This is a genomic window from Lacrimispora sp. YZC11 (genome assembly GCF_057543815.1).
Window position 1 is genome coordinate 747608 of sequence record NZ_BAAJYQ010000020.1, and the last position, 25928, is coordinate 773535.

Consider the following 25928-nt stretch of genomic DNA (forward strand, 5'->3'; position numbering starts at 1 on the left):
TGTGATATGAAGAATAAAATGGGTGTACTGAAAAAAATGAATTTTCGGGAATATGGTGTTGTAATAGGTTTTATTCTGCTGTGTGTGGTCATCTCATTTGCAACTCCGGCCTTTGCAACTCATAAGAATATCTTAAACCTGTTACGGCAGTCTTCCATCATCGGTATTATCGCAACAGGAATGACATTTGTAATTATATCAGGAAGCTTCGATATCTCGGTTGGGGCGGTAGCTGCTTTGTCAGGTGCGGTAACAATGAAACTGATAACAATGGGGAATGGGGTTCCGGTAGCAATCGCTGTTTTGGCAGCTCTTGGAATCAGTGCAGTGGTGGGACTAATTAATGGTATTGCAGTTGCCAAAATTAATGTACCTTCCCTGATTGCAACCATGGCTATGGTAAGTGTTGTAAAAGGTGCCATGCTGATGTTTACCGGAGGTTATCCCATTACAAGAACAATTCCGGTACTGGATACCATCGGAAATGGATATGTGGCTGGAATTCCGATTCCTGTCATCATATTTGCAGCAGCGGTTGCCATAGCTTTTGTACTTCTTACAAAAACTCGATTTGGAAGATATGTTTATTCTGTTGGCGGCAATGAAGAGGCCAGTAAATTAAATGGGATCAATGTAGACTCTTATAAAATAAAGGTATTTGTAATCAACGCAGTATTAGCGGCATTGGCCGGGATTGTACTGGTAGGCAGAATGGGTACGGCCAGTCCGGTAGCGGGAGATGGCTATGATATGGATGCAATTGCATCGGTAGTAATTGGCGGTACTTCTGTTGCAGGCGGGTCTGGATCTGTATTGAAAACAGTCATTGGAGTGCTGCTTATGAGCGTAATTAATAATAGTTTTAACTTACTTGGTGTAGATATGTATTTTCAATATATATTTAAAGGATTAATTATATTAATCGCAGTGGGAGCAGATGCATTTAGTAAAAAACGGCTGGCTTCAAGTTAAGCCCAAAAAAGAAAAGGAGAGAATATTATGAAGAAGCAAATGAAAAAAGTATTAGCACTTGGATTAGCAATGGTGATGGCAGCAGGTATAACTGCTTGTTCCGCTCCGGCCAAGGAAGAAACAGCAGCAGTAACAGAGGCAGCAGGTGAGGCAAAAGACGAGTATAAAATTGCAGTTTTACTTCCGGGTCCGACAGGTTATTTTGTAGCTACAAAAGAAGGAATTGATGCAGCAGCAAAAGAGAATAACGTAAAAATTGAATATGCAGATGCACAGTGGGATGCTTCTAAACAGCTTGCACAGGCAGAAGATTTTATTGTAAAAGGTGTGGATTTAATCGCATTATGCTCTGTTGATTCAGGATCAGGCGAGAAGATTGTAAAATCTGCAAATGAATCAAATATTCCAATTCTTGCATTTACCAATGCAATCGGTGGAGAGGAAAGTGGACAATATGATGGCCTTGTATCTTATGTAGGTCAAAATGAAGTAAATACAGGTGCAGTAACCGGGGAACTTGCAAAACAGCTGTTAGGTAAAGATGGCGGAAAGGCAATTCTGATTGAAGGCGTTCCGGGAACAACACCACAGATTAATAGAAAAAAAGGATTAGAACGGGCCCTTGAAGGCAGCAATATTGAAGTTATATTTAATCAAACATCCAACTGGGAAAAAGAACAGGCACTTAAAATTGTAGAAGACATGATTCAGAAAAAAACGGAGTTTGATATTGTAATCTGTCAGGATGATAACTCAGCAACCGGGGCAGGACAAGCTTTAAAAGAAGCTGGATTAAAAGATACTGTAAAAGTTATCGGTCTGGGCGGAAGTATTGATGGTCTTCAGGCAGTTAAAGATGGTTTAATTGATGGTACTACCTATATGTCAGCAGTTGAAGAAGGGCATGTAGCTATTGAAACAGCAGTTAAATTCTTAAAAGGTGAAACAGTTGCTCCTGTTACAGAAATTAAACAGGTTGAAGTAAATAAAGATAATGTAGATACTTTTAAAGGTGAGTGGTAAGGCTACCTGCCAATCAGCAAAATGACCTTACAGATTAAAAAGTACGTATAGACACCCTGAATATCAGAAAAATACAATGAAATGTAACATTTAGTCGTTAAAATGTTATCAAAAGTGATCAATTTTTCACGAATTTTATCGACAATCCCATACAGCACATATTGTACCTTGTTTTAATAGAATAAATAGATGTAGTATTTTCGTTTCTTTTTAGGAAAGAATATGGTCAAATTATTGAAGAATGACAAAAAAATGTCGAATATTGCGATTTGTTTCGCTTTTCAAACAATAGAAAACGGCTTATAGTGATTACAAGAAAAGCGAAAAAAGGAGGGTTTTCTATATGACAGATGCTGAGAAGCTAAGGATTATAGAGATTGAGAATGAGAGGCTTATGGAAGAGAATGAAAAACTCCATAAAGTGATTAAAAGGTTAAATCAGACGCTTAACAGATTGATAGGTCGTTACATAAGCGCTGACGAAGTTGCCTGACAAGGGATAGCCGGGGAGTGCGGGGGCACTCCCGGGAATATCCCAGTCAGGGATCGATCCCGGTTTTGGAACTTTCCTCGTTACCGGGATCAAACCCTTTGGTCTTGCGCATCAGTTCCCAGATAGTTTGGTGCATCCATTCAATAGTTTTATTCAGCTTTTCATTTTCTATTTCTAATTCGGTAATGCGTTCCCCCATACGGGCGATAATCTCCCTGTTGTTATTGACTTTGTGTGGCGCCAGCAGGCGCCGGACATAGGGAGAAGATGCTGCAATAATATGGGCGGAAAGCAATTCGTCCCTTGCTTCACAGGAGAGATCCATAAAATCCTGATAACTGATGGATAATGTTACCATATCCTCCCTGCACTTGGGGCAAACTGCGTTCCGCTGAAGCTGATAATATCCATAGTAACCGCATTTAGGACAATAGTACACAGACAGTTCTCTCATCGGTCTCCTCCTTTTTTTTACCATAAAGACAATCTACCTCTATAATATATAACGTAAAATAATTCAAATTATAACGCAAAAAAGTGCAAATTATATAAAAAAATGTAAGTTTATAGAAGGTATACAAAAACATCCGGATTATTGGTGCAGAATGCATAAAAGAGATCCGCACGCTGTAAACGTGCGGACCTCTTTATGATTGAACGGATGAATCTTTTGTAATATGCTTTAATTTTACTGGATATTGCCGTTTACATCGACAACCCATACTTTGTCATTAGAATCCTTATAATCCTTATATCCTGCACCAAGCTCTGGCTTTGTAGCTGACTTGGAAGAGGAAGTTGCTTTCTGGAGGGAACCGCTGGCATTTACCAGATACTGCTTGCCTTCAAAGGAAATAGGAGCAACCTTTAAGTCGGCATCAGCTTCTTTTCTTAAGCCATATTCATACAGGACGTTATCACGGATACCGTGAACTCCCTGTCCTTTGTTCGTACCATCTGTCTGGAAGAACCATACCTGGTCCTCATCAAGATCCTCATTGTAGATTGTCTGCTTTCCGGTAGCCATAGCGCCGTCTGTTCCGAAGTAGAAATTGGCAATGCCGCCTTCTTCCAGGTTTACGACTTTCAGTCCAGTCTGCATTTCTCCATTTGTATTGAATGCGTATTTTTTAGAATCAATGGTGAATAATTCAAGACCATTTGCTGCGGAGGTAGGAGCGCCATTCTTGAAGTAGAAAGTATAGGTCTCTCCTTCTTCGCTGAGTCCTGCAATACCTTCGATATTCTTCCAACCGTTAACCCGTGCACCGTTATCTGGATCATAGTACTGATATGCAGCTGCTGTATTTGCTTCAGCGGTTGCTTCGGATGCGGTTGCTGTGGCCGGAAGTTTGTACCAACCGGTCTGCATGATTCCGTTTACAAAGGTATAATAGTTACCATCGATCTTTCTGTCGACCTGATTTTCTATCATACGGCCGCTCTTATCAAAATAGTACCAGGAGTGGGTTTCGTCAAGATCGTCGGAGTCATTCTCAAGATTAATCCAGCCTGTCTTCATTACGCCGTCATTCTCATCTCCTAAATAATAAATACTTCCTTCAATTTCAATTTTTCCGGTCTGCATTTCACCCTGGTCGTTGAAGTAGTACGTATTATCATTGATTTTCTGCCACTTGGAAATAACTTCCTTACCGTTTTTTCCATAGTAATGCCATAAAAACTCAGGGGCATCAGCAGAATCCCAGAAGTTTTCATTGGACATAGAAATCCATTTGTCAGAAACCCTTTTCCCACTTTCGTCTACATAATATTCATCGATTTGTGTATTAGCGGCAACATTGCCATCCTCGTTTAAGTAATACCAGTCTTCGCCGCGCTTTTTCCAGGCATCGGTTACGTAACTGTCATTATCTTCATAAAATTTCCAGCCTCCGTTTTCATCAACCCAGCCAATTACCTTAGCATAGGCGGTGGCTGCTGTGCTGATGAAGCCCAGCTCTGGAGCTGCTACGGTTAAAACACCGGCAGCGGATAATACAGCCATCAATTTTAAATGCTTTTTCATAAATATGTTCTCTCCTTTTTTGCAATAAGTTTTATCGTGGCCGAAAATCCATAGTTGCATTACTCTGCGATTATAACGTACCTGGAAGGCACTTTGATAGTGTGGTTTGCTGGCAGATATGGAAGGAGATAACATAACAAGAAAAAAGATGAGAAAAGTCAGGGGTTCCCCCATAAGCCCAAAGGAAATATTCCATAACAAGGTATTTTTGACAAAAAATGGAAGCTTTTAGAAAGTAAGAAAACTTTAATATGAAAATAGGGGGCGGTGTGGTATAATCTTCACAAAAGCAATGAGCAGTGCGAATTAGGACACAAAAAAATTTTTGTCGTGCTCGCACGTAAGAAAATTATTTTGTGTCCTAATTCATAAGGCGAATGCCTGTGAGCCTGCGAAGCCGCAGGATTCGCAGGCTGCACTGCGGACTAGAAGCCGTAAGATTCCCAGGCAACCCAGTGAACCAGAAGCCATAAGATTCAGCCGCAGGATTCGCCAGCTACATTGCGACAATAATTAACATTCCTCCAAAATACCCTACAGGTATACCTTTATGCCCAAAGAGCGCGGGCGGGGAAGAGGAAAGGAGAGAAAATCCATGAGAATGAAAGTATCCAATTATATCTCCCAGAAGCTGGTGGATTCCGGGATCACACAGGTGTTTACGGTTACGGGCGGAGGAGCCATGCATTTAAACGATGCCTTAGGGCATCAGGAGGGAATGCATTGCTTATATAACCATCATGAGCAGGCATGTGCCATTGCGGCGGAATCCTATGCCAGAATAGAGGGCCGCATAGCAGCTGTCTGCGTGACCACAGGCCCTGGCGGGACCAATGCCATTACAGGAGTTCTTGGAGGTTTTCTGGATTCTATTCCCATGCTGATTTTATCCGGCCAGGTGCGCTATGACACAACGGCAAGATGGTCGGGAGTTGGGATCAGAGCCATGGGAGACCAGGAGTTTGATATAACAAAATCTATTGAATGTATGACAAAATACAGCGAAATGGTGATTGACCCCATGAGAATCCGTTACACCCTGGAAAAAGCCATTTACCTTGCTTTATCCGGCCGCCCCGGCCCCACATGGCTGGACATTCCTTTAAATGTCCAGGGCGCCTATATTGAAACGGATGACTTGATCGGCTTTTCCTCGGAAGATTATGAGCGTGGCGGAGACGGCTGGGTATGTGCGAACGAATCGAAGATAAAAGAGGATGAGGCCGGATGCGGGGAAAAACGTCAGATCCTTCCGGAAAAGGTGACGGTAGATGTTGCCCGGGCCATTTTAGAAAAAATAAAATCCTCTTCCAGACCGGTAATCAATGCAGGCAACGGAATCCGCATTGGACAGGCCCATGAGATATTCATGCGGGTAGTGGACAAGCTGGGAATTCCCGTAGTGACAGGCTGGAACAGCCAGGACTGCATAGAGGATGAGCACCCTCTGTATACAGGGCGGGGCGGCGGAATGGGAGACCGTGCAGGAAACTTTGCTATTCAAAACAGTGATCTGGTTCTTTCTCTTGGCAGCCGATTAAGTATCCGGCAGGTAGGGTACAATTATACGACATGGGCCAGGGAGGCCTATGTGATCGTCAATGATATTGACCCTGAGGAGCTGAAGAAGCCTTCCGTTCATGCTGATATGAGTGTCCATGCCAATGTAAAGGATTTGCTGACAGCTTTGGAGGAGCTTCTGGATTCAGAATATAAGGCTTCCTTAAAGCGGCCCCTGTTCTCCGGCGGAAAGGGTCTTGACGACATGACCTGGAATGAGACCTGCCGGATGTGGAAGGAAGCGTATCCGGTTGTGCTTCCAAAGCATTACAGCAATGGGGAGGATGAGGAAGTCAATGTTTACGCATTTATTAAGGAACTGAGCAGCAGGGTACCTAAAGACAGGGTCACTGTGGTAGGAAATGGTTCCGCCTGTGTTGTGGGAGGACATGCCTATATCATTAAGAAGGGGCAGCGGTTCATATCCAACTCAGCGGTCGCCTCCATGGGATATGATCTTCCGGCCGCCATTGGAGCTTGTGTGGCGGAGCAGGGAGAGGACATAATTCTGGTTACCGGTGACGGAAGCATTCAGATGAACTTACAGGAGCTGCAGACCATCATACATCACCGTATGCCTGTTAAGATATTCCTTATTAATAACGGAGGATACCATTCCATCCGCCAGACCCAGAAGAACTTCTTTGGGGAGCCGCTGGTGGGAATCGGGGTGGACAGCCGGGACTTAAGCTTTCCTGACATGGAAAAGCTTTCAGCAGCCTATGGCTATCCCTATGTTCGCGCTTGCCATAACAGCCAGCTGAAAAATGCTATTGAAACGGCGCTGTCTACGGAGGGACCGGTTATCTGTGAGGTATTTGTAAGCCAGGATCAGAATTTTGAGCCAAAGTCCTCAGCCAAGCGACTGCCGGATGGAACCCTTATTTCCCCGCCGTTAGAGGATATGTCTCCATTTCTTTCTGATGAAGAGATGGATAAAAATATGATCATACCGAGGATCAGGTAGTCCAATACCCCGTAGAAAGCCACGGGGTATTTAATCCTTGTAGCACTCGCCAGATGCAGGAATGAGGGCATTCCTGCGCCTGGTTCAGTGCCTGTAGAATTAAAAACCAACAAGTAAGTGGAGGAAAAACGTTGAACGTTGTTGTAACAGGGGCCACCAGTTTTCTTGGGAGAGCATTGGTAGACCGGCTTTTATTAGAGAAAAACCAGGTATTTGCGGTGGTTCGTCCCGGTTCAAAGAATATGGGGAGCCTTGCGGCCGAGCGGGAGGGCCTCATACGGATCGAGCGGAACTTAGAAGAGCTTCATGAGCTTTCCCAGGTAATCCATGAGCCATGCCAGGCATTTTACCACTTTGGCTGGGATGGCTCTGGGAGTGAAAACCGGATGAAAAGAGAGGTTCAGCAGAAGAACGTGGAGGATTCCTTAAAGGCTTTGGAAGGAGCCAGACGTCTTGGCTGCAAACGCTTTCTTTTCAGCGGTTCCCAGGCGGAATATGGAATCCATAGAGAAGCGATGACAGAAGAGAGTTCATGTAAGCCTGTCTCCGAATATGGCAGGGCAAAGCTGGAATTTTTTGAAAAGGCTGGTTTACTGACAGAGAACTGGAGAAAAACAGGTGTATCAGAGATGGAATACATCCATTCCAGGATATTCAGCGTGTACGGACCTGGAGATCATCCCTGGTCCCTGGTGGAAAGCTGCCTTAAGGCATTTGGCAGGGGAGAGTATATTTCCCTGGGGGAGTGTACGCAAATATGGAATTTTTTATATCTTGATGACTGCATCCGGGCGCTGATACTTTTGATGGAACAGGAGAAAGAATCAGTTTCCGGAATTTATAATGTAGCAGGGCCGGAAGGGGAAAACCGGTCGTTAAGAGAATACATCCGGACAATGTATGAGGTCCTTGGGTTTCACGGAAGCTACAGCTACGGAAGAAGGGCCTCTAATGCAGAGGGACCGGCAAATCTCATTCCTGATATAAAAAAACTGGAAAAAGCAACCGGGTGGCAGCCTCTTGTGAATTTTCAGGAAGGAATCCGGAAGACTTATAAAGCTTAAGGTTGGGAGAAAAACTTCTTCAACCTTGGATATTCAGCCATATACGATTGATTTATTAGCATACAAAAATATTGACATGGAGGAATTTTTGTGGTATGAGAGATAGGATTTGTATTGTGTGCGGCAGGCCTCTTGGGGAAGCGCCACTAATGACCCTTACGGATATGCCCGCTTCGGCCCAGGATATCCCGGCCGGGGAAGAACTGGAAGAGGAGCAGGGAATCACCCTTTCTCTCCATCAGTGCGAGTCATGCGGTCTGGTGCAGTTTGATTGTGAACCTGTGGCATACTACAAGGACGTGATCCGTTCCGGCGGATTTACCACCACCATGGTAAACCTAAGAAAGAGCCAGTACCGGCATTTTATTGATGGGTATCATCTGGAAGGAAAGAAGCTGATTGAGGCCGGATGTGGCCAGGGAGAATTTCTTTCTGTGCTGTCGGAGTTCCCTGTAAAGGCTTATGGAATCGAAAACAGGGAAAGTCTTGTCTGCCTTGCCAAGGAAAAGGGCCTTACAGTCTGGAAGCAGTTTGCAGAAGAAGGGGAAGTCTTTGCAGCCGATGACGGCAGCGTCAGCGGCCCCTTTGACGGGTTTTTGTCCTTCAATTTTCTGGAACACCAGCCGGATCCGGTGGGAATGCTCCGCTGCATCGCAGACAACTTGTCAGAAGAGGGCGTAGGCTTAATTACGGTTCCAAGCCTGGAATATATCCTGCAGTATGACGGGTATTATGAACTGATCCGGGACCATCTTGCCTATTATACCTTTGATACCCTGCGCTATGCGGCAGAAATGGCCGGGTTTCAGGTGATGGAGGAGGAAATGGTAAACCGGGATACTCTTTCTGTCATCGTGAGGAAAAGGAAGCAGGAAGCCACGGAAAATAACCGGAAGCAGAAGGCCGGGCAGCCGGAAAATGACCGGAAGCAGAAGTCCGTGGATATATCAGGTCTTAAAGAAAGCCTGGACACCATTGGCAGGGAACTGGAAGAGCTGACAGGCAGGCTTAAGGACCAGGAAAAGAGCCTGGCAATATGGGGAGCCAGCCACCAGGGCTTTACCCTGGCTTCTACAACGGTCATTGGCCGGTTTGCAAGATACATGATAGATTCCGCACCCTTTAAGCAGGGCAAGTACGCCCCTGCCTCCCATCTTCCCATCGTACCACCGGATCATTACCATAAGGACCCGGTAGATGCCATTTTGATTGTGGCCCCTGGTTATACGGATGAGATCGCGGGAATCATACAGGAAAAATTTGGCCGGAATATTGAGATTCTGGCGTTAAAATCCAATCATTTGGAAAGGATATAAGAAAAACCTATGAAAGCTTTTGTTTTAATCGAACCTGGCAAGGTCGGCTGGTATGATGCGCCGGAACCGACTGTAACTCCCTATGGAGCCATTCTCCGCCCGATCGCGGTGACTCCCTGCTCCTCCGATGTCCATACGGTATATGGCGGAGGCTCCCGGAAGGCTCCCAACCTGGTTTTGGGACATGAATGTGTGGCGGAAGTCCTGGAAACCGGAGAACTGGTCTGCGACTTTAAGGCCGGAGATTTAGTGGTGGTTCCTGCCATCACACCGGACTGGAGAGCCTGCGGAATCCAGGAAGGGAATTTTAAGCATGCGACCGCCCCTTTTTCCGGCCATCAGCTTGGAAGGACGGCACCGGGAGTGTTTGCGGAGAAATTTTTAATTCCTGATGCAGATACCACTTTGGCGAAAATCCCGGAGGGAATCAGCCTGGAACAGGCACTCATGTGCGTGGATGTAGTTACCACAGGCTTTACAGGAGCGGAATTTGCAGATATTAAGATCGGCGATACCGTAGTGGTTCTGGGGATCGGTCCCATTGGACTTATGGCGATTGAAGGAGCACGCCATCTGGGCGCTGCAAGGATCCTGGCAGTCGGCAGCAGGCCCATTTGTGTGAAGCTCGCCAAGGAGTACGGTGCCACAGAGGTCTTAAGCTATAAGGCTGGGAATGTGACGGAACAGGTCATGGAACGGACGGACGGTCTGGGGGCTGACAGTGTCATCATCTGCGGAGGCGGGGATGAGGTCTTTGCCCAGGCGGTAGATATGGCCAGGTACGGGATCGGAACCATATCCAATGTGAATTACTATGGCGGAACCGGAAATTTGCCCTTTCCCAAGTTTTCAGGCGGACGGGGCATGGCGGGAAAGACGATCCGCACAGAGCTTGCAAAGGGCGGCAGAGTGAGAATGGAACGCCTCTTAAAAATGGTCCGGTATGGAAGGATCAATCCCGAAAAGCTGGTGACTCACCACCTTTATGGCCTGGAGCAGATAGAGACAGCTCTGCAGCTTATGAAAGAAAAGCCGGAAGATTTGATTAAAGTAATGGTTCGGATAGATTGGAAGTGAACATATGAAAACAATAAGCATCGTAATTCCCTGTTACAATGAGGAAGAAAATGTAAATGCCATGTATCAGGCGATTGACCGTATATTTAAAACTGATTTGCCATGCTACTCCTATGAGCTGATTTTTATTGATAATGATTCTAAGGACCATACCAGAGAAATTATCCGGGATCTGTGCTCTCGGGAAAAAAGGGTAAAGGGGATTTTAAACGCCAAGAATTTTGGGCAGTTCAATTCCCCTTATTACGCCATGCTTCAGTCAACGGGAGACTGTACCATTCTTATGGCCGCAGATTTCCAGGACCCGGTGGAAATGATCCCAAAGTATGTGAAGGAATGGGAAAAAGGCTATAAGATCGTCATCGGGATCAAGAAGTCCAGCAAAGAGAATAAGATCATGTACTGGCTGAGAAGCTGCTACTATAAGACCCTTAAGAAGCTTTCCGATGTAGAACAGATCGAACATTTTACCGGCTTCGGCTTATACGATCAGAGATTTATAAAGGTTCTTAGGGAACTGGATGACCCTACGCCCTTCCTCCGCGGAATTGTGGCGGAGCTCGGTTTCCGGCGTAAGGAGATTCCATACGAGCAGCCTAAAAGACGGGCAGGAAAGACCAGCAATAATTTTTACCGCCTGTATGACGCAGCCATGTTAAGTGTTACTTCTTACACCAAGGTAGGGCTTCGCCTTGCAACCATATTCGGGAGCATATGCTCCTTTGCCAGCATGATGGTGGCCCTTATTTATCTGGTCATGAAACTGGTTTACTGGGACCGTTTTCCCGCCGGCATGGCTCCTCTTTTAATCGGCATGTGTTTTCTTGGCTCCGTACAGATCTTTTTTATAGGACTTGTGGGAGAATATGTTCTGTCCATCAATGCCCGTGTTATGAAGCGGCCTCTTGTGATTGAAGAGGAGAGGATCAATTTTACTGAAAAAGCGGAAAACATTATAGATGAAGGGATACTTTTAATGACGGCATCCATGGAGAATGGGGAACAGAGATGAAATATAAGATAGATGTAGCAAGAATCCGTGAAAATTCAATCGTATTAAACGGCTGGGTCATTGGAAAGAGCCTTGACTCAGAGGCGGCGTTTGAGGTTTTGGACGGGCAGGAAAAAAGCGTGGAATTTAAGTATGTTCCGGTGCGCAGAGACGATGTGTGCCAGATTTACTTTAAAAAGGCGGCCGACAGGGATTTAGGGTTTGACATCCGCATTCCCTATATCCGAGATAAAAACGAGGACAGGTTCCTGGTGATCCGGTGCGACGGGAAAACTGCCAGAGTAAAGTTAAACGCCGAGATCATCGAACGACAGAACAGCTCTGCCCATAAAAAAAGCACAAAGCTGAAAAGCATGATGAATGTGCAGACCTTCCGGTCCGCCGTGGATTTCTGGAAGGAAAACGGCTTTAAGGCTTTTGTGCTGAAATCCAGACACAAGCTTCAGGGAATTGACAGTGATTATGATTATCCGGAATGGTATGCACTTACGAAGACCACGGATGAGGAACTGGATGCCCAGAGAAAGACGGCTTTTGACTATAGACCTAAGATGTCTGTGGTAATACCTGCTTATAAAACGCCGGAGCGTTATCTGGCGGCCATGCTGGATTCCCTGCTGGCCCAGACCTATGGGAACTGGGAAGTGTGCATTGCAGACGGAAGCCCAAAGGGAGAGGGCGTGGAACGGGTATTAAAGCGCTATGCCATAAAGGATGAACGGATCCGTTATGTGATCCTTGGAGAAAATAAAGGAATCGCGGGAAATACCAATGCTGCCATTGAAATGGCAACAGGAGATTTTATTGTTCTGGCGGACCATGACGATACCCTTGCACCGGATGCTTTGTTTGAGTGTGTGAAGGCCATTAATGACCATCCGGAAGTTGATGTGGTTTATACCGATGAAGATAAGCTTGACATTGACGGAGGAGAATTATTTGAACCTCATTTTAAGCCGGACTTTAACCCCGATCTTTTGACAAGCGTCAATTATATCTGCCATTTGTTTGTAGTGAACCATGAGCTGCTTATGGAGGTAGGGGGCTTCCGGGAAGAATATGACGGAGCCCAGGATTACGATTTTATTTTCCGGTGCACGGAAAAAGCCAGAAAAATATACCATATTCCAAAGGCCCTTTATCACTGGCGCTGCCATCAGAATTCTACCTCAAGCAATCCGGAGAGTAAACTATATGCCTTTGAGGCTGGGGCCAGAGCCATCAAGGCCCACTATGACCGGGTCGGCATAGAGGTGCAATCCGTGGAAAAAGGCATTGACTACGGAATCTATCATACTACGTTTAAAATAACAGGAGCTCCCCTGGTTTCTGTCATCATCCCCAACAAGGATCACAGCGCGGATCTGGATCTATGCATTCGCTCTATCATGGATAAATCCACTTATCAAAACCTGGAATTCATTGTTGTGGAAAATAACAGCGCTGCCACGGAAACCTTTGAGTATTATGACAGGATCCAAAAGGAATTTGATTTCGTCCACGTGGTCACATGGGAGCGGGAATTTAACTACTCCGCCATCAATAACTTTGGTGTTGCCCATGCAAAAGGCGAATATCTCCTGTTCTTAAATAATGATACGGAAATGATCAGTCCGGAAAGCATTCATGAAATGTTAGGCTTCTGCCAGAGAGAGGATGTGGGTATTGTCGGGGTCAGGCTTCTTTATTCCGATGATACCATCCAGCATGCCGGTGTGGTGGTTGGCTTCGGCGGCATTGCCGGACATAACTTTATCGGACTTCACAAGGCGGAAAGCAGCTATTTCAATCAGGCCATGTGCGCCCGGAATTACAGTGCTGTAACTGCTGCCTGTATGATGGCCAAAAGATCCCTGTTTGAGGAAGCAGGAGGCTTTTCAGAGGACCTGGCCGTAGCATTTAACGATATCGATTTCTGCATGAAGATCCGTTCCTTAAATAAGCTGGTGGTTTACGCCCCGTATGCCCTGTTCTATCATTATGAGTCAAAATCAAGAGGGCTTGAGGATACTCCGGAAAAAGTAGCACGTTTTAATCAGGAAATTAAAAAGTTTTCCCAAAAGTGGCCGGATATCTTAAAAGATGGGGATCCTTATTACAATCCCAATTTAACCCTGCGTAAATCCAATTTTGCCTTGCGGGACCTTCGAAAAGAAAAAATCGGGGAACCCTATAAACTTGAGGTGTGAGATGGAGAGAAAAGTAACGGTTATTATTCCCAATTATAACGGACTAAAATTTATGGAACCTTGTTTTAAGGCCCTGGAAGCTCAGAGTGATAAGAACTTTGAGCTTCTTGTGGTGGATAACGGTTCTACGGATGGAAGCGTGGAATGGCTGAAGGATAGGAACATTCCTTCTGTTTTCCTGGGAGAAAACACAGGCTTTTCCGGTGCCGTGAATGTGGGAATACGCCATGCAAAAACGCCTTATGTCATTCTGCTAAACAATGACACAGAGCCGGAACCGGATTATGTAAAGGAACTGGTGCGTGCCATGGACCGATCTCCAAAGATATTTTCCGTCAGCAGTAAGATGATCCAGCTATACCATAAGGAGCTTATGGATGATGCGGGGGATATGTACAGCATTTTAGGATGGGCCTATCAGCGGGGCGTGGGACAAAGCAGCAAGGGCTATCAAAAGGCCCGCAGCGTTTTTGCGGCCTGTGCAGGAGCCGCCATTTACAGGCGGGAAGTGTTTAAAGAGATCGGAGGCTTTGACGAGGCCCATTTCGCTTATCTGGAAGATATTGATGTGGGATACCGGGCAAAGATCTATGGATATGAAAACGTGTACTGCCCCGCGGCCGTGGTTTACCATGTGGGCAGCGGAACCAGCGGATCCAAGTATAATTCCTTTAAGGTCCGTCTGGCTGCAAGGAATAATGTTTATTTAAATTATAAGAATATGCCGGTTTTACAGCTTCTTGTAAATCTGCTTCCCCTTTTAGCCGGAACCTTTGTGAAGTACCTGTTTTTCAAGAAAATCGGTTTTGCTTCTGACTATGGGGAGGGGTTAAAAGAGGGGTTAGGGACGGCAAAGAATACCAGAAAGGTACCGTTCCGGATGTCTCATCTTGGTAACTATTTTCGGATTGAAGGAGAACTGATTCTTGGCACGTTCCTCTATATATGGGAATTTTTACGAAGAAAGTTAAAAATTTTCAGGTCATTTTAAGAATATTTTAATGGCATCATACTGACATATCATGTATAATATACGGGAATTATGGTGGAGAAGTATGGTGCAATGCACGAATGGAAGGTTTTGCTGCTATGATTAAGGATAATCAGAAAAAATTAAATGGGTTTCATGTAGTACTGGATGGACTGGTCCTTGTAATATCCTATGTATTTGCCTGGCTGCTTCTTTTGCTGGGGAACCGGCTGTTCAGCCCTTTTAAACAGGTTTTAGGACCACAGTACTATTTTGCGGCGCTTCTTATCATACTGCCGACCTATCTGCTGCTTTACGGCATCTTCCATTTGTATGCGCCGAAGAGAGTTCAGGAGAGACGGTATGAGTTCGCCAATATCTGCAAGGCCAATCTTTTGGGAGTTCTTCTCTTTACCCTGATTTTGTTCCTGGTTAAGAAGAATCCTTATTTTCGCGAGTTTTCTACCAGGATGGTATTTTATTTTTGTGTCATTAACATTGTCCTGGAGACGATTGTCCGGAATTTGCTCCGCTCTGTGCTCCGTTCCATGCGTTCCAAGGGGTACAATCAGAAGCATATCCTTCTGATCGGTTACAGCCGTGCGACGGAAGGCTTCATAGACAGGGTCCGGGTCAATCCCGAATGGGGTTATCAGGTCAAGGGAATCCTTGACGACACGAAGGAATGGGGAACCGGATACAAGGGCATCAATGTCATTGGCAAGGTTCACGATTTAAATGAGATCCTGGCATTAAATTCTCTTGATGAAATCGCCATTACCTTAAGCATTAGCGAGTATGCAAATTTAGAAGATATTGTATCATCCTGTGAAAAATCAGGCGTTCATACCAAGTTTATACCGGACTACAATAATATGATACCCACAAGGCCTTTTATTGAGGATTTGCAGGGCTTGCCGGTAATCAACATCCGCAGGGTGCCCCTTACCGATACGGTAAACGCCCTGGTAAAACGGATGGTGGACATTTTTGGAGCTTCTGTTGCTCTGATTTTATTTTCCCCTGTCATGCTCACAACAGCGGCTCTTATCAAGCTGACCGCTCCGGGACCGCTGATTTACAAACAGGAGAGAGTAGGCCTTCATAACAGGCCGTTTGATATGTATAAATTCCGTTCCATGGTAGTGCAGACTGCCACTGAGGAAAAATCAAAATGGACGACCCCCCACGATTCCCGGGTGACGCCAGTGGGACGTTTTATCAGGAAGACAAGCATTGATGAAATGCCCCAGTTTATCAATGTCCTTCGTGGAGACATGAGCTTGGTGGGGCCAAGGCCGGAAAGGCCCCTCTTTGTTGAGAAGTTTAAAGAGGAGATCCCCCGTTATATGATCAAACACCAGGTCCGTCCCGGAATCACCGGCTGGGCCCAGGTAAACGGATACCGGGGCGATACCTCCATTACAAGAAGAATTGAACACGATTTGTATTATATCGAAAACTGGACCCTGGGATTTGATTTTAAGATTTTATTTCTTACTGTTTTTAAAGGGTTTATTAATAAAAATGCGTACTGATACTGGATACGACACGATTAGGATGAGGTTAAATAAATGAGAAATGAATTTGATGATGATGAAGTAGGCCGTGAGAATATCAGAAATAGAAAGCGCGGTTTCGATTCAAAACCAGATCCGTCTGATGAAGATTACTACCTGGATGATGATTATGAAGATTATCAGGAACAGAAATATAGCAGATCAAACCAGGCGGCGGCAGGCGGCCGCGATTTTACAAAAAAGGCTGATGATGCGTCCGTAAGGAAGAGCGGAGCTGGAGAAAAAACCAGGAGCGCTGACCGGTCCCAGTCTTCATCTGGAAACGTCCAGGCAGCCTTTCGAGGGCAGTCCTCATCGGTCGCAGGTCCAAGTAGAAGCCAGGGAGCAGCAGGAAGCCGAACTGCTTCAGGAAACAGCCAGGGAGCGGCAGGAAGCCGTACTGCTTCAGGAAGCAGCCAGGGAACAGCAGGAAGCCGGACTGCTTCAGGAAACAGCCAGGGAGCGGCAGGAAGCCGTACTGCTTCAGGAAACAGCCAGGGAACAGCGGGAAGCCGTACTGCTTCAGGAAACAGCCAGGGAGCGGCAGGAAGCCGTACTGCCTCAGGAAATAACCAGGGCGCATCAAGGGGTCAGATTGTTATCGGTGACGGAGGCGTAAAGCAGAAGCAGAGAGTGCCTGGGCAGGATAGGAATGTGGCTGCAAGCCGGTCGGCGGCGCAGGCTGAAAAAAAGAGAAAAGTAAGGCGTATCATTATTTTAGCGGTTCTGGAAATCGTCACACTGGCAGGCATTTTTGCTTATGCCTACGTAGCCAGATTGATGGGAGCCATCCAAAGGCCGGATGATTTTAATGAAAACCAGGTACGAAATGAAATCATGTCTCCGGAACAGAAAAAGCATATGACAGGTTACCGTACCATTGCAATATTTGGCGTTGACAGCCGGGATGGCAATGTAAATAAGGGAACCAATGCTGATGTTATCATGATCTGTAATATAAACAGAGATACAGGAGAAATCAGACTGGTATCTGTGTTCCGTGATACATACTTAAACACTGGGAATGGAAATTCTTATAACAAGATAAACTCCGCCTATGCCACTGGGGGAGCCGCTCAGGCATTAGCCGCCCTTAATAAGAATCTGGACCTGGATATCAGCGAATACGTTACTTTTAACTGGAAATCAGTTGCCGACGGAATCAATATGCTGAACGGTGTGGATATTGATATCAGCAAAGCAGAATTCCGTTACATCAATTCCTTTATCACAGAAACCGTGGAGAAGACAGGAGTGCCTTCCGTTCATTTAAAATCAGCGGGCATGAATCACTTAGATGGAGTGCAGGCAGTTGCCTATGCCAGACTGAGAAAAATGGATACCGACTTTCAAAGAACAGAGCGTCAGCGTCTTGTCATTCAAAAGACCTTTGAGAAAGCAAAGAAGGCTGATCTCGGACTGCTTAACAGAATCTTATTGATGGAAGTGGATCAGATAGGATCAAACCTTACCTTTAGTGATTTTACAGAGCTGCTTTTGGATATAGGTAAATATCATATCGGTGAATCAGGAGGCTTTCCTTTTACCCGCGGTGATATGACAATAGGAAAAAGAGGAGACTGTGTAATACCCCAGACTCTGGAATCAAATGTTTCCGAACTTCATAAGCTTCTTTTTGATAAGGAAGACTATCAACCATCAGATGTGGTTAAGAAAATAAGCGCCAAAATTGCTGCTGATTCCGGCATGTATAAGCAGGGGTCCAAGCCTGGTAATACTTCCAAGGACGATGACGACAATACTAAGAAGACAACGGAAGCTACAAAACCGGAGAAAAGCACAGAGGCAGAAGAATCTTCCGCCCAGGGAGGTGCAACAGGCGCGACCGATGAAAACGGAAAGCCGGTAAAACCTTCGGATTCCTCAGAAGGAAGTACGGGTGAGACGAAGGAAACCAGGCCAGGGGAGACAAAGCCTTCAGAATCAACGAATGGGCCAACGAAGCCAGGGGAAACAAAGCCTTTGCCTTCAACCAGTTCACAGGAGACGACTGCTCCTAATGGACCAGGACCAGGTCAGACAACGGAAGCGAACGAGACAACGGCTCCGCAGACCACTGCGGCAGGACCGGGCGGACCGGCAGAGACAACGGCAACCCATCCTTCCAATCCAACGACCGGCGGAAATTCTGAAGTTCCGGTCGTATCCGCACCGCCAACCAATAACTGATCAGGTAAATGAAAGATAAATACCCCGCAGACAGGGCCTAGACGATGGAAAGGGCCGCTGATGCGGGGATTTTTTTCTTTTCACATATTCAATATAATTTTATCACAAAATGGTCACAATTCATTGATAGACTCAGATTATCAAAAGAAATAAGAGGTATACATGAAAGGAGATAGATCTTATGTATGACGAAAATGAAAACAAAGACACAGGCCGTATGAATCCTGAAGAGCATAAAGATGAAGCTGATAGCACTAATTTTATTATGAGTGATCCGGATCCGGAAAAATCCGGGACCCAGGATTTTGAAAACAGCAGTCAGACCCAGGCTGACAGCTCTTATGAGGCGCAGCAGAATATTCCTCATTACCAGGAATACCAGTATCACAGGGCACCAGAACAAAATATGTTCCAGGAGGAGATAAAACATAAGAAGAAAGGCGGTTTTGCGAAGAAAGCAGCCGGCCTTGTGGGAGGAGCTCTGGTCTTTGGAGTGGTTGCCGGAAGCACCATGGTTGGGATCAACTGGGCAGCAGGAGCGTATGGAAGTAAAAGCTCTGTGGAGATCAGCCAGGCGGAAACCATACCTTCTTCCACTAACGAATCCGGAGTCCAGGCAGCAAACACTTCAAGCGTTACCGCTGCCAACGATGTTTCAGCCATCGTAGACAAAGCCATGCCGTCCGTAGTTGCCATTACCAGCAAGATGGTTTATGAAAGCCAGACATGGTTCGGCCCCATGCAGAGAGAAGGGGTGGGCAGCGGTTCAGGTATCGTCGTTGGAAAGAACGATGATGAGCTTTTAATCGTAACCAATAACCATGTAGTACAGGGAGCGGAGGAATTAAAGGTTACTTTTATTGACGAGGTAGCCGTAGATGCTTCCATTAAGGGAACGGATGCGGACAGTGACTTAGCAGTGATCGCAGTTCCGTTAAAAAATATCTCTTCTGACACATTATCAAAGATTGCCATTGCTTCCCTTGGAACTTCCGATAACTTAAAGGTGGGCCAGGGAGTTGTTGCCATCGGTAATGCTCTTGGCTATGGACAGTCCGTTACCGTTGGTTATGTCAGTGCACTTGACCGTTCCGTACAGACCGAGGATGGCACAAGCCGTGATCTGCTTCAGACCGATGCAGCCATTAATCCCGGCAACAGCGGCGGCGCTCTGTTAAATATGCGGGGCGAGGTGGTCGGAATCAACTCAGCCAAATATTCTTCTACAGAAGTAGAGGGTATGGGTTATGCGATCCCCATTTCCAAAGCTCAGGATATCATTGATACCCTGATGACCAGAAAAACCAGAACTCAGGTTACCGATGAAAACCAGGGATATTTAGGAATCCAGTGCAAGAACATTGATTCTGTCACAAGCCAACAGCTTGGTATGCCACAAGGCGTATTTATCTATAAGATCGTGGAAGGCGGAGCAGCCTCCAAGTCTGATCTGAGGGAAAAAGATATTATAACCCAATTTGACGGTCAGGGTATTAAGACTTATGATGATCTGACCAACATGCTTAAATACTACGAAGGAGGAACCACTGTGAACCTTACAGTCCAGTCTCTTGAAAATGGACAGTATGTGGAAAGAAATGTAGATATTACCCTTGGAAACAGGCCGGCAGAGGTCCCGCAGCAGGGTTAAGGTAAAAAGTTCTCCCCAGGCTCATTGATTGGGCCGGGGAGAACTTTTTACATAAAAATAGGCCTGCTGTGCCGGTAAGTCTCCAATTACAGGAAGCGCTACGCCAATAGAAAATACAGATTCTTAAGCCGCCTTATGAAAAAGACGGTTATTTTTTCAATAATGCTTGACAAATGCAGGTGTTTCCAGTATTGTAATATATAGTTAGTTGGTACTAACTATATAATTAGCCACTTGAACTTCTTCATACCGGATCTATAAAGTGAGGGAGGCTGTTTGCCCTCTCAATCGGAGGGATATGGTTTTTGTTTTCTTTCTATTAATTTACAGCGCCTTAGGGCGCATATCGTTTAATACATAGTTAGCTTTGACTAACTAAAGAATTGGAGGTAATTGCATGAGCGTAGTGATCGTTGGAGGAAATGAGTGCATGGTGCGCCAGTATAAAGAACTATGTCAGGAATACAGCTGCTGCGCAAAAGTCTTTACAGAGTTAAAGGGCGGGCTGAAAAATAAAATCGGCAAGCCCGATCTGATGGTGCTTTTTACCAGTACCATGTCGCATAAAATGGTACGGTGTGCCTTAAGTGAGACAAAGGGGCTGGATACCATAATCGCCCGTTCTCATTCCAGCTCCATGTCGGCGCTGAAAAACATTTTGAAAGAACACGTTGGATAGGAGGGAACAACATGTCAGAGGAAATGCTGATCCGGCACTGTGCGCCAACGCTGGCCGGGATAAAAACCGGAAGTTTGTTTTCATGCCCTTGCCGCTCCAAAGAGGAAATACAAAATGAAGTGAGACGGCTGAACCGTGTGCTCGCTCCAAAAGGGATCCGGGTTTTGCCGCTGCGATATTTTAAACAGAGGGCATTGATCTATCTTTATCGTCCGAGCCACTTAAAACGGGATCTGGAAGATGGGTATGCTTCCGCTTTGTTGAAGCAATATGGATATTCCTTTGAAAACTCCCAGCGCTGTGTGGTCCAGCTTGTGAACAGGCTGCGCACCTGCTCCGGGTTTCCTCACGAAATTGGTTTGTTTCTTGGCTATCCACCGGAGGATGTTCAAGGCTTCATCGACAATAAGGCCTGTCACTGCAAATGCATCGGCTGCTGGAAGGTTTACGGTGATGAGGAAAAGGCCAGACAAACCTTTAACCGCTATAAGAAATGCACGGAAACCTATTATGCACAATGGTCAAAAGGCACCGCTGTTGAACGGCTCACCGTAGCCGTTTGATATAGAAAGATTGATATAGAAAGGTTGGTTATACATCATGAGTAAAATTGCAGTAGTTTATTGGAGTGGAACTGGAAATACCGAGGCAATGGCAGCCGCCGTCCTGGAGGGGATAAAAGAAAAGGGTGCAGACGGGCTGCTGCTCACCTCTTCCGAATTTGATGCTTCCATGATCGATTCCCTGGATGCCATTGCTTTTGGCTGCCCTGCCATGGGGGCAGAGGTCCTGGAAGAGAGTGAATTTGAACCTATGTTTACTTCCTGCCAGTCCGGGCTTGGAGGAAAAAGGGTTGCGCTGTTCGGTTCTTATGGCTGGGGAGACGGCGAATGGATGCGTTCCTGGGAAAAGACCTGCGAAGAAGCAGGCATTGAGCTTGCTTGTGACAGCGTGATCTGCAATGAAGCACCTGACGGGGAGGCTGTGGCGGCCTGCAAAGCGCTTGGTGCAGCCCTGGCAGAATAAGGAGACATATTCCGCCGGTCGGGCAGGTACATAAGAGGCAGACAGGAAAAAAAACATCAAATTGCGCTGAATACTTATTCTTTGAGTGCTCAGCGCTATATTTTTTGCATATTGATTTGTTATCAAACAGCACAGCATTTTCTGTGCTGTTATTTCGTATAAACAGGTTGCTTATCCATAGGAATCACAGGAAACTCAACTCATTAAAAAAATCTAAATTCCTGGCCTGTACTTGTAAGAGACTTTCAAATGCTTTATAATAATCTGGTACACGGTGCATAATTACAGATAGAAGGAGAGTACAATTTGGACGATAAGGATTTTCCGGAAGAGAAAATAGAAGATACAGCTGTCGGCGGCTCTGAAGGCGGCAAAAATAAAAAAGACGAAGATGAGTATGAAAAAGTCTGCTATGTCTGCCGCAGGCCGGAGAATGTGACAGGGCCTATGGTTTCCATGCCAGGCGGCATGAATCTGTGCCATGATTGTATGCAGAAGGCATTTGATTCCGTAACCCAGGGCGGATTTGATATAACAAAGATTCAGAATATGCCTTATATGAATTTGAATTTCAGTGATCTGGGCAGTTTAAACAAAAAAGACCTTGAGATACCTAATAAACAGAGGGTTAAGAAAAAAACCGAAAAGGAGCCGGGGCAGGAGCTGAATTTAAAAGATATTCCTGCGCCTCATGTGATCAGACGGAAGCTAGATGATTATGTCATCGGTCAGGACCAGGCCAAAAAGGTGATTTCTGTAGCGGTTTATAATCATTACAAAAGGGTTTATTTGGCGGATTCCAAAAAGAGGGATGAGGAAGGAAATGTTCAGATTGAAAAATCCAACATTTTAATGATAGGCCCAACGGGAAGCGGGAAAACCTACCTGGTTAAGACCCTGGCAAAGCTTCTTGATGTTCCCCTGGCAATTGCAGATGCCACTTCTCTTACAGAGGCCGGATACATAGGCGACGACATAGAGAGTGTGGTTTCCAAGCTGCTGTCGGCGGCTGACAATGATGTGGAAAAGGCGGAACGGGGCATTATTTTTATTGACGAGATTGATAAGATTGCAAAAAAGAAGAACACCAGCAGCAGGGATGTAAGCGGAGAGTCTGTCCAGCAGGAGCTATTAAAGCTTTTAGAGGGGAGCAGCGTGGAGGTCCCGGTGGGCTCCAACCAGAAAAATGCCCTCACCCCAATGACTTCGGTGAGCACGGAGAACATCCTGTTCATCTGCGGAGGAGCGTTTCCGGATTTAGAGGATATTATCAGGGAACGGTTAAAGGAAAAGTCATCCATTGGTTTTTCCGCAGAATTAAAAGACCGGTACGAGAAGGATCCCAATATCCTTTCTCATGTGACCAATGAAGATTTACGCAAGTTCGGCATGATTCCGGAATTTTTAGGCCGCCTGCCTATTGCCGTAACCCTGGAATCTTTGGATAAGGAGCTGATGGTCCGCGTTTTAAAGGAACCGAAAAACGCCATTCTAAAACAGTATCAAAAGCTTTTGGAGCTTGATGAGGTGAATCTGGTATTTGAGGATGAGGCATTGGAATGGATCGCAGAAGAAGCTCTTAAGAAAAAGACTGGAGCAAGAGCCTTAAGAGCCATTATAGAAAATTTCATGCTTGATATCATGTATGAGGTTCCCAAGGATCCTAACATCGGATCAGTGGTCATAACGAGAGCTTACTTAGATAAGAACGGCGGACCTCTCATTCAGATGAGATGTTAATAAAGCGGGAATTGCTGGGCAAGGGATAAAATATACAAAAGAGTGGAGATAATAAGGACGGAAGGAGTGTGGGTCATGGTATTTATCGGTATCATTGCATTGCTGGCTGCCCTGGACCTTTTAATAAAAAGCGCCATTGAGGATCAGGAAGAAGCCGGCTTTCCCAAGGAACTGGAGGGAAGCGGCGGAAAAATTCTGCTGCATAAGAATCATAATGCCGGTTTTTCCTTCGGCTATTTTAAGGATCATCAGTCCATGGTGCAGATGATTCCCCTGGCAGTGGCATCCTTTATCGGAGGAATGCTGGCAAGCCTTCTTCAAAGAAAAGGGAACATTTTGGAAAAACTGGCTTTGTCCGTCGCCCTGGGAGGCGCGGTCAGCAATCTGTACGACAGGCTGGTCCGTCATTATGTAGTGGATTATTTCAGCATTCAGTATGGAAAGCTTAAAAAAGTAGTATTCAATCTGGGTGACCTGTTCATTTTTCTGGGAGCCGGAATTATACTTGTGGTGGAACTCATAAAGGCAATTAAAGAGCGGTAAGATGTAAAAAAGCGGCTGTCTTCTTGACATGGCCGCTTTTCTATTGTAGAATCAATGATAAAATATTACAAAGCAGGAGTTGATTTTTTTGGATTCGAGTGACTATATACAGTTACTTACATTATTTTTATTAGTTGGATTATCAGCATTTTTCTCATCGGCTGAGACTGCGCTTACTACGGTGAATAAAATCAGAGTAAGGAATTTAGCGGAGGCAGGCAATAAGAATGCCATCACGCTGACGAAGATTTTAGAAAACCAGGGTAAGATGCTCAGTGCGATTCTGGTCGGTAACAATGTAGTGAACTTAACTGCCTCTTCCATGTCCACCACACTGGTTATGAGCGTTTGGGGCAATAAGGCTATAGGCATTGGGACCGGTATTCTTACGCTTGTCATTCTGGTATTCGGTGAGATTTCCCCGAAAACCATTTCTACCTTGTATTCCGAGATGATATCTTTGAAATATGCAAAAGTGATCTATGCTTTTATGATTGTCATGACTCCGGTCATTTATGTGATTCATATACTTTCATCAGGCTTTTTGCGCTTTATCCATGTGAACCCTAACCGGAAGCAGGAGCCGATTACAGAGGATGAGCTGAGGACCATCGTAGATGTGAGCCATGAGGAGGGCGTGATAGAATCAGAAGAAAGAAAGATCATCAACAACGTGTTTGATTTTGGGGATTCCGTGGCACGGGATATTATGATTCCACGTATTGACATGACCCTGGTAGAGGTAAATGCTGCCTATGAGGAACTGATTGATATTTTCCGGCAGGAGATGTACACCAGGATTCCTGTTTACGAGGAAACCAGTGACAATGTGATCGGAATCATCAATATGAAGGATCTGCTTCTCGTCGACAGGACAGATGATTTTAATGTCAGGAATTTTTTAAGAGAGCCACTCTATACATACGAGTATAAAAAAACTGCCGAACTTATGTTGGAGATGCGCCAGACCTGCAATAACGTTGTCATTGTTTTGGATGAATACGGAGCAACGGCAGGGATGATAACCCTGGAAGATTTACTGGAAGAAATCGTCGGCGAGATCCGGGATGAGTATGACGAGGATGAAGAGAATGAATTGGTTGAGGTGGAGCCCTTTGAGTATCTGGTGGAAGGCTCCATGAAGCTTGATGATTTAAATGACAGGCTGGACCTTGGACTGGAGTCTGAGGATTATGATTCCATCGGCGGCCTGATTATCGGACAGCTTGACCGGCTCCCGGATCAGGGGGAGGAGGTTGTCTGCGGCGGAATCCGCCTTGTTGTGGACGAGCTGGACAAAAACAGAATCGATAAGGTTCGGATGTATTTGCCCCACTAAGTGTTCCGCTAGCCGGTGTTTTTGCAGGCTTTTGCCGGAGGGCCGGGAAAGGAGGGAGAGGGAAGCTGATTGCTTCAGCTCTCCCTCCTGCGTTTCCCGGAAATCCTCCGTCAGCTTAGCATTCCCCCCGCGGTTCCGCTGACTGCGCAGATGGCCATGGTGGTGAGGAGCTGATTCATGGAGCCGTTTAAGCCTTTGTTTAAGAAAAAGGATACGGCTAAGAGCACCAGGAAATATAGAAGCCCCAGTAAAAGACCCCAGAAGAATCTTCGATGCCGTACGCTCTTTCCCATTAAGACTCCGCCAAAGAGACAGGCGATAATATAAACCGCATTGACACCCAGGCGTATCTGCCCTTCCTTCAGCCGGAATCTATAGAGTGCTAAGGCCAGGACCACCAGCAGGATTCCGGTCAGTATGTAGGTGATAAGAAGGTTTCTTAGTGTGACCTGAAGCTTTGATTTTTCCATTTAACTACTCCTTATATCTTGTCTTCTGGTTCAGTATATTCTATGGGTATGGAGGATAT

Annotated in this window: 22 protein-coding genes; 19 read left to right on the forward strand and 3 right to left on the reverse strand. The window is 45.6% G+C overall.

Going from position 1 to position 25928, the window contains the following annotated elements; all coding sequences use genetic code 11:
- Positions 1–6 precede the first annotated feature (6 nt).
- From AC27IJ_RS24840 to AC27IJ_RS24850, 3 genes are all read left to right on the forward strand, one after another.
- On the forward strand, positions 7–972 hold the full coding sequence (locus AC27IJ_RS24840; RefSeq protein WP_313257376.1) for an ABC transporter permease: 966 nt from the start codon (positions 7–9) through the stop codon (positions 970–972).
- 27 nt (positions 973–999) lie between these two features.
- Complete coding sequence (locus AC27IJ_RS24845; RefSeq protein ID WP_312447143.1) at positions 1000–1995, forward strand: sugar ABC transporter substrate-binding protein; 996 nt, start codon at positions 1000–1002, stop codon at positions 1993–1995.
- A 343-nt stretch (positions 1996–2338) separates the two neighbouring features.
- A complete protein-coding gene (locus AC27IJ_RS24850; RefSeq protein WP_312447145.1) occupies positions 2339–2488 on the forward strand; it encodes a hypothetical protein in 150 nt (49 codons plus the stop codon).
- Positions 2489–2534: 46 nt separating this feature from the next.
- Here AC27IJ_RS24850 and AC27IJ_RS24855 read toward each other — a convergent pair whose 3' ends face one another.
- Complete coding sequence (locus AC27IJ_RS24855; protein WP_312447147.1) at positions 2535–2942, reverse strand: hypothetical protein; 408 nt, start codon at positions 2940–2942, stop codon at positions 2535–2537.
- A 234-nt stretch (positions 2943–3176) separates the two neighbouring features.
- Positions 3177–4517 carry a PspC-like choline-binding domain-containing protein gene (locus AC27IJ_RS24860; RefSeq protein WP_312447149.1) on the reverse strand — a complete coding sequence of 447 codons (1341 nt, stop codon included), beginning with the start codon at positions 4515–4517 and terminating at the stop codon, positions 3177–3179.
- Positions 4518–5112: 595 nt separating this feature from the next.
- On the opposite strand from AC27IJ_RS24860, the gene AC27IJ_RS24865 reads away from it, so the two are divergent.
- From AC27IJ_RS24865 to AC27IJ_RS24940, 16 genes are all read left to right on the forward strand, one after another.
- Positions 5113–7044: a thiamine pyrophosphate-binding protein gene (locus AC27IJ_RS24865; RefSeq protein WP_487151248.1), complete on the forward strand. Its 1932-nt coding sequence runs from the start codon at positions 5113–5115 to the stop codon at positions 7042–7044.
- A gap of 131 nt (positions 7045–7175) precedes the next feature.
- Positions 7176–8108: an NAD-dependent epimerase/dehydratase family protein gene (locus AC27IJ_RS24870; protein ID WP_312447155.1), complete on the forward strand. Its 933-nt coding sequence runs from the start codon at positions 7176–7178 to the stop codon at positions 8106–8108.
- 95 nt (positions 8109–8203) lie between these two features.
- Positions 8204–9424 carry a class I SAM-dependent methyltransferase gene (locus AC27IJ_RS24875; RefSeq protein WP_487151250.1) on the forward strand — a complete coding sequence of 407 codons (1221 nt, stop codon included), beginning with the start codon at positions 8204–8206 and terminating at the stop codon, positions 9422–9424.
- A 9-nt stretch (positions 9425–9433) separates the two neighbouring features.
- On the forward strand, positions 9434–10501 hold the full coding sequence (locus AC27IJ_RS24880) for a zinc-binding dehydrogenase (protein WP_487151252.1): 1068 nt from the start codon (positions 9434–9436) through the stop codon (positions 10499–10501).
- A gap of 4 nt (positions 10502–10505) precedes the next feature.
- Entirely contained in the window at positions 10506–11513 is a 1008-nt protein-coding gene (locus AC27IJ_RS24885; protein ID WP_312447161.1) for a glycosyltransferase family 2 protein, read from the forward strand.
- Positions 11510–13702, forward strand: coding sequence for a glycosyltransferase family 2 protein (locus tag AC27IJ_RS24890; RefSeq protein ID WP_312447163.1), 2193 nt, complete (start codon positions 11510–11512; stop codon positions 13700–13702). Before AC27IJ_RS24885 ends, AC27IJ_RS24890 begins: the two co-directional genes overlap by 4 nt.
- A gap of 1 nt (position 13703) precedes the next feature.
- Positions 13704–14693 (forward strand): glycosyltransferase family 2 protein, encoded by a 990-nt coding sequence (locus AC27IJ_RS24895; protein WP_487151255.1) that lies wholly within the window; start codon positions 13704–13706, stop codon positions 14691–14693.
- A gap of 98 nt (positions 14694–14791) precedes the next feature.
- Positions 14792–16210 (forward strand): undecaprenyl-phosphate glucose phosphotransferase, encoded by a 1419-nt coding sequence (locus AC27IJ_RS24900; RefSeq protein ID WP_312447167.1) that lies wholly within the window; start codon positions 14792–14794, stop codon positions 16208–16210.
- A 36-nt stretch (positions 16211–16246) separates the two neighbouring features.
- Positions 16247–18421 carry an LCP family protein gene (locus AC27IJ_RS24905; RefSeq protein WP_487151257.1) on the forward strand — a complete coding sequence of 725 codons (2175 nt, stop codon included), beginning with the start codon at positions 16247–16249 and terminating at the stop codon, positions 18419–18421.
- Between the two features lie 181 nt (positions 18422–18602).
- Positions 18603–20072: a S1C family serine protease gene (locus AC27IJ_RS24910; protein ID WP_487151259.1), complete on the forward strand. Its 1470-nt coding sequence runs from the start codon at positions 18603–18605 to the stop codon at positions 20070–20072.
- A gap of 397 nt (positions 20073–20469) precedes the next feature.
- Positions 20470–20751 carry a DUF2325 domain-containing protein gene (locus AC27IJ_RS24915; RefSeq protein WP_312447176.1) on the forward strand — a complete coding sequence of 94 codons (282 nt, stop codon included), beginning with the start codon at positions 20470–20472 and terminating at the stop codon, positions 20749–20751.
- Between the two features lie 11 nt (positions 20752–20762).
- A complete protein-coding gene (locus AC27IJ_RS24920) occupies positions 20763–21314 on the forward strand; it encodes a DUF3793 family protein (RefSeq protein WP_312447178.1) in 552 nt (183 codons plus the stop codon).
- A 37-nt stretch (positions 21315–21351) separates the two neighbouring features.
- Positions 21352–21777 carry a flavodoxin gene (locus AC27IJ_RS24925; RefSeq protein WP_312447180.1) on the forward strand — a complete coding sequence of 142 codons (426 nt, stop codon included), beginning with the start codon at positions 21352–21354 and terminating at the stop codon, positions 21775–21777.
- 336 nt (positions 21778–22113) lie between these two features.
- The gene (gene clpX / locus AC27IJ_RS24930; protein ID WP_487151297.1) at positions 22114–23517 is read left to right on the forward strand and encodes an ATP-dependent Clp protease ATP-binding subunit ClpX; all 1404 of its coding nucleotides are present in this window, start codon (positions 22114–22116) and stop codon (positions 23515–23517) included.
- A gap of 75 nt (positions 23518–23592) precedes the next feature.
- Positions 23593–24060, forward strand: a complete 468-nt coding sequence (locus AC27IJ_RS24935) for a signal peptidase II (RefSeq protein WP_312447185.1) — start codon at positions 23593–23595, stop codon at positions 24058–24060.
- Positions 24061–24148: 88 nt separating this feature from the next.
- Positions 24149–25399: an HlyC/CorC family transporter gene (locus tag AC27IJ_RS24940; RefSeq protein ID WP_312447187.1), complete on the forward strand. Its 1251-nt coding sequence runs from the start codon at positions 24149–24151 to the stop codon at positions 25397–25399.
- A 110-nt stretch (positions 25400–25509) separates the two neighbouring features.
- Here AC27IJ_RS24940 and AC27IJ_RS24945 read toward each other — a convergent pair whose 3' ends face one another.
- A complete protein-coding gene (locus AC27IJ_RS24945) occupies positions 25510–25869 on the reverse strand; it encodes a TIGR04086 family membrane protein (protein WP_025229983.1) in 360 nt (119 codons plus the stop codon).
- Between the last annotated feature and the right edge of the window lie 59 nt (positions 25870–25928).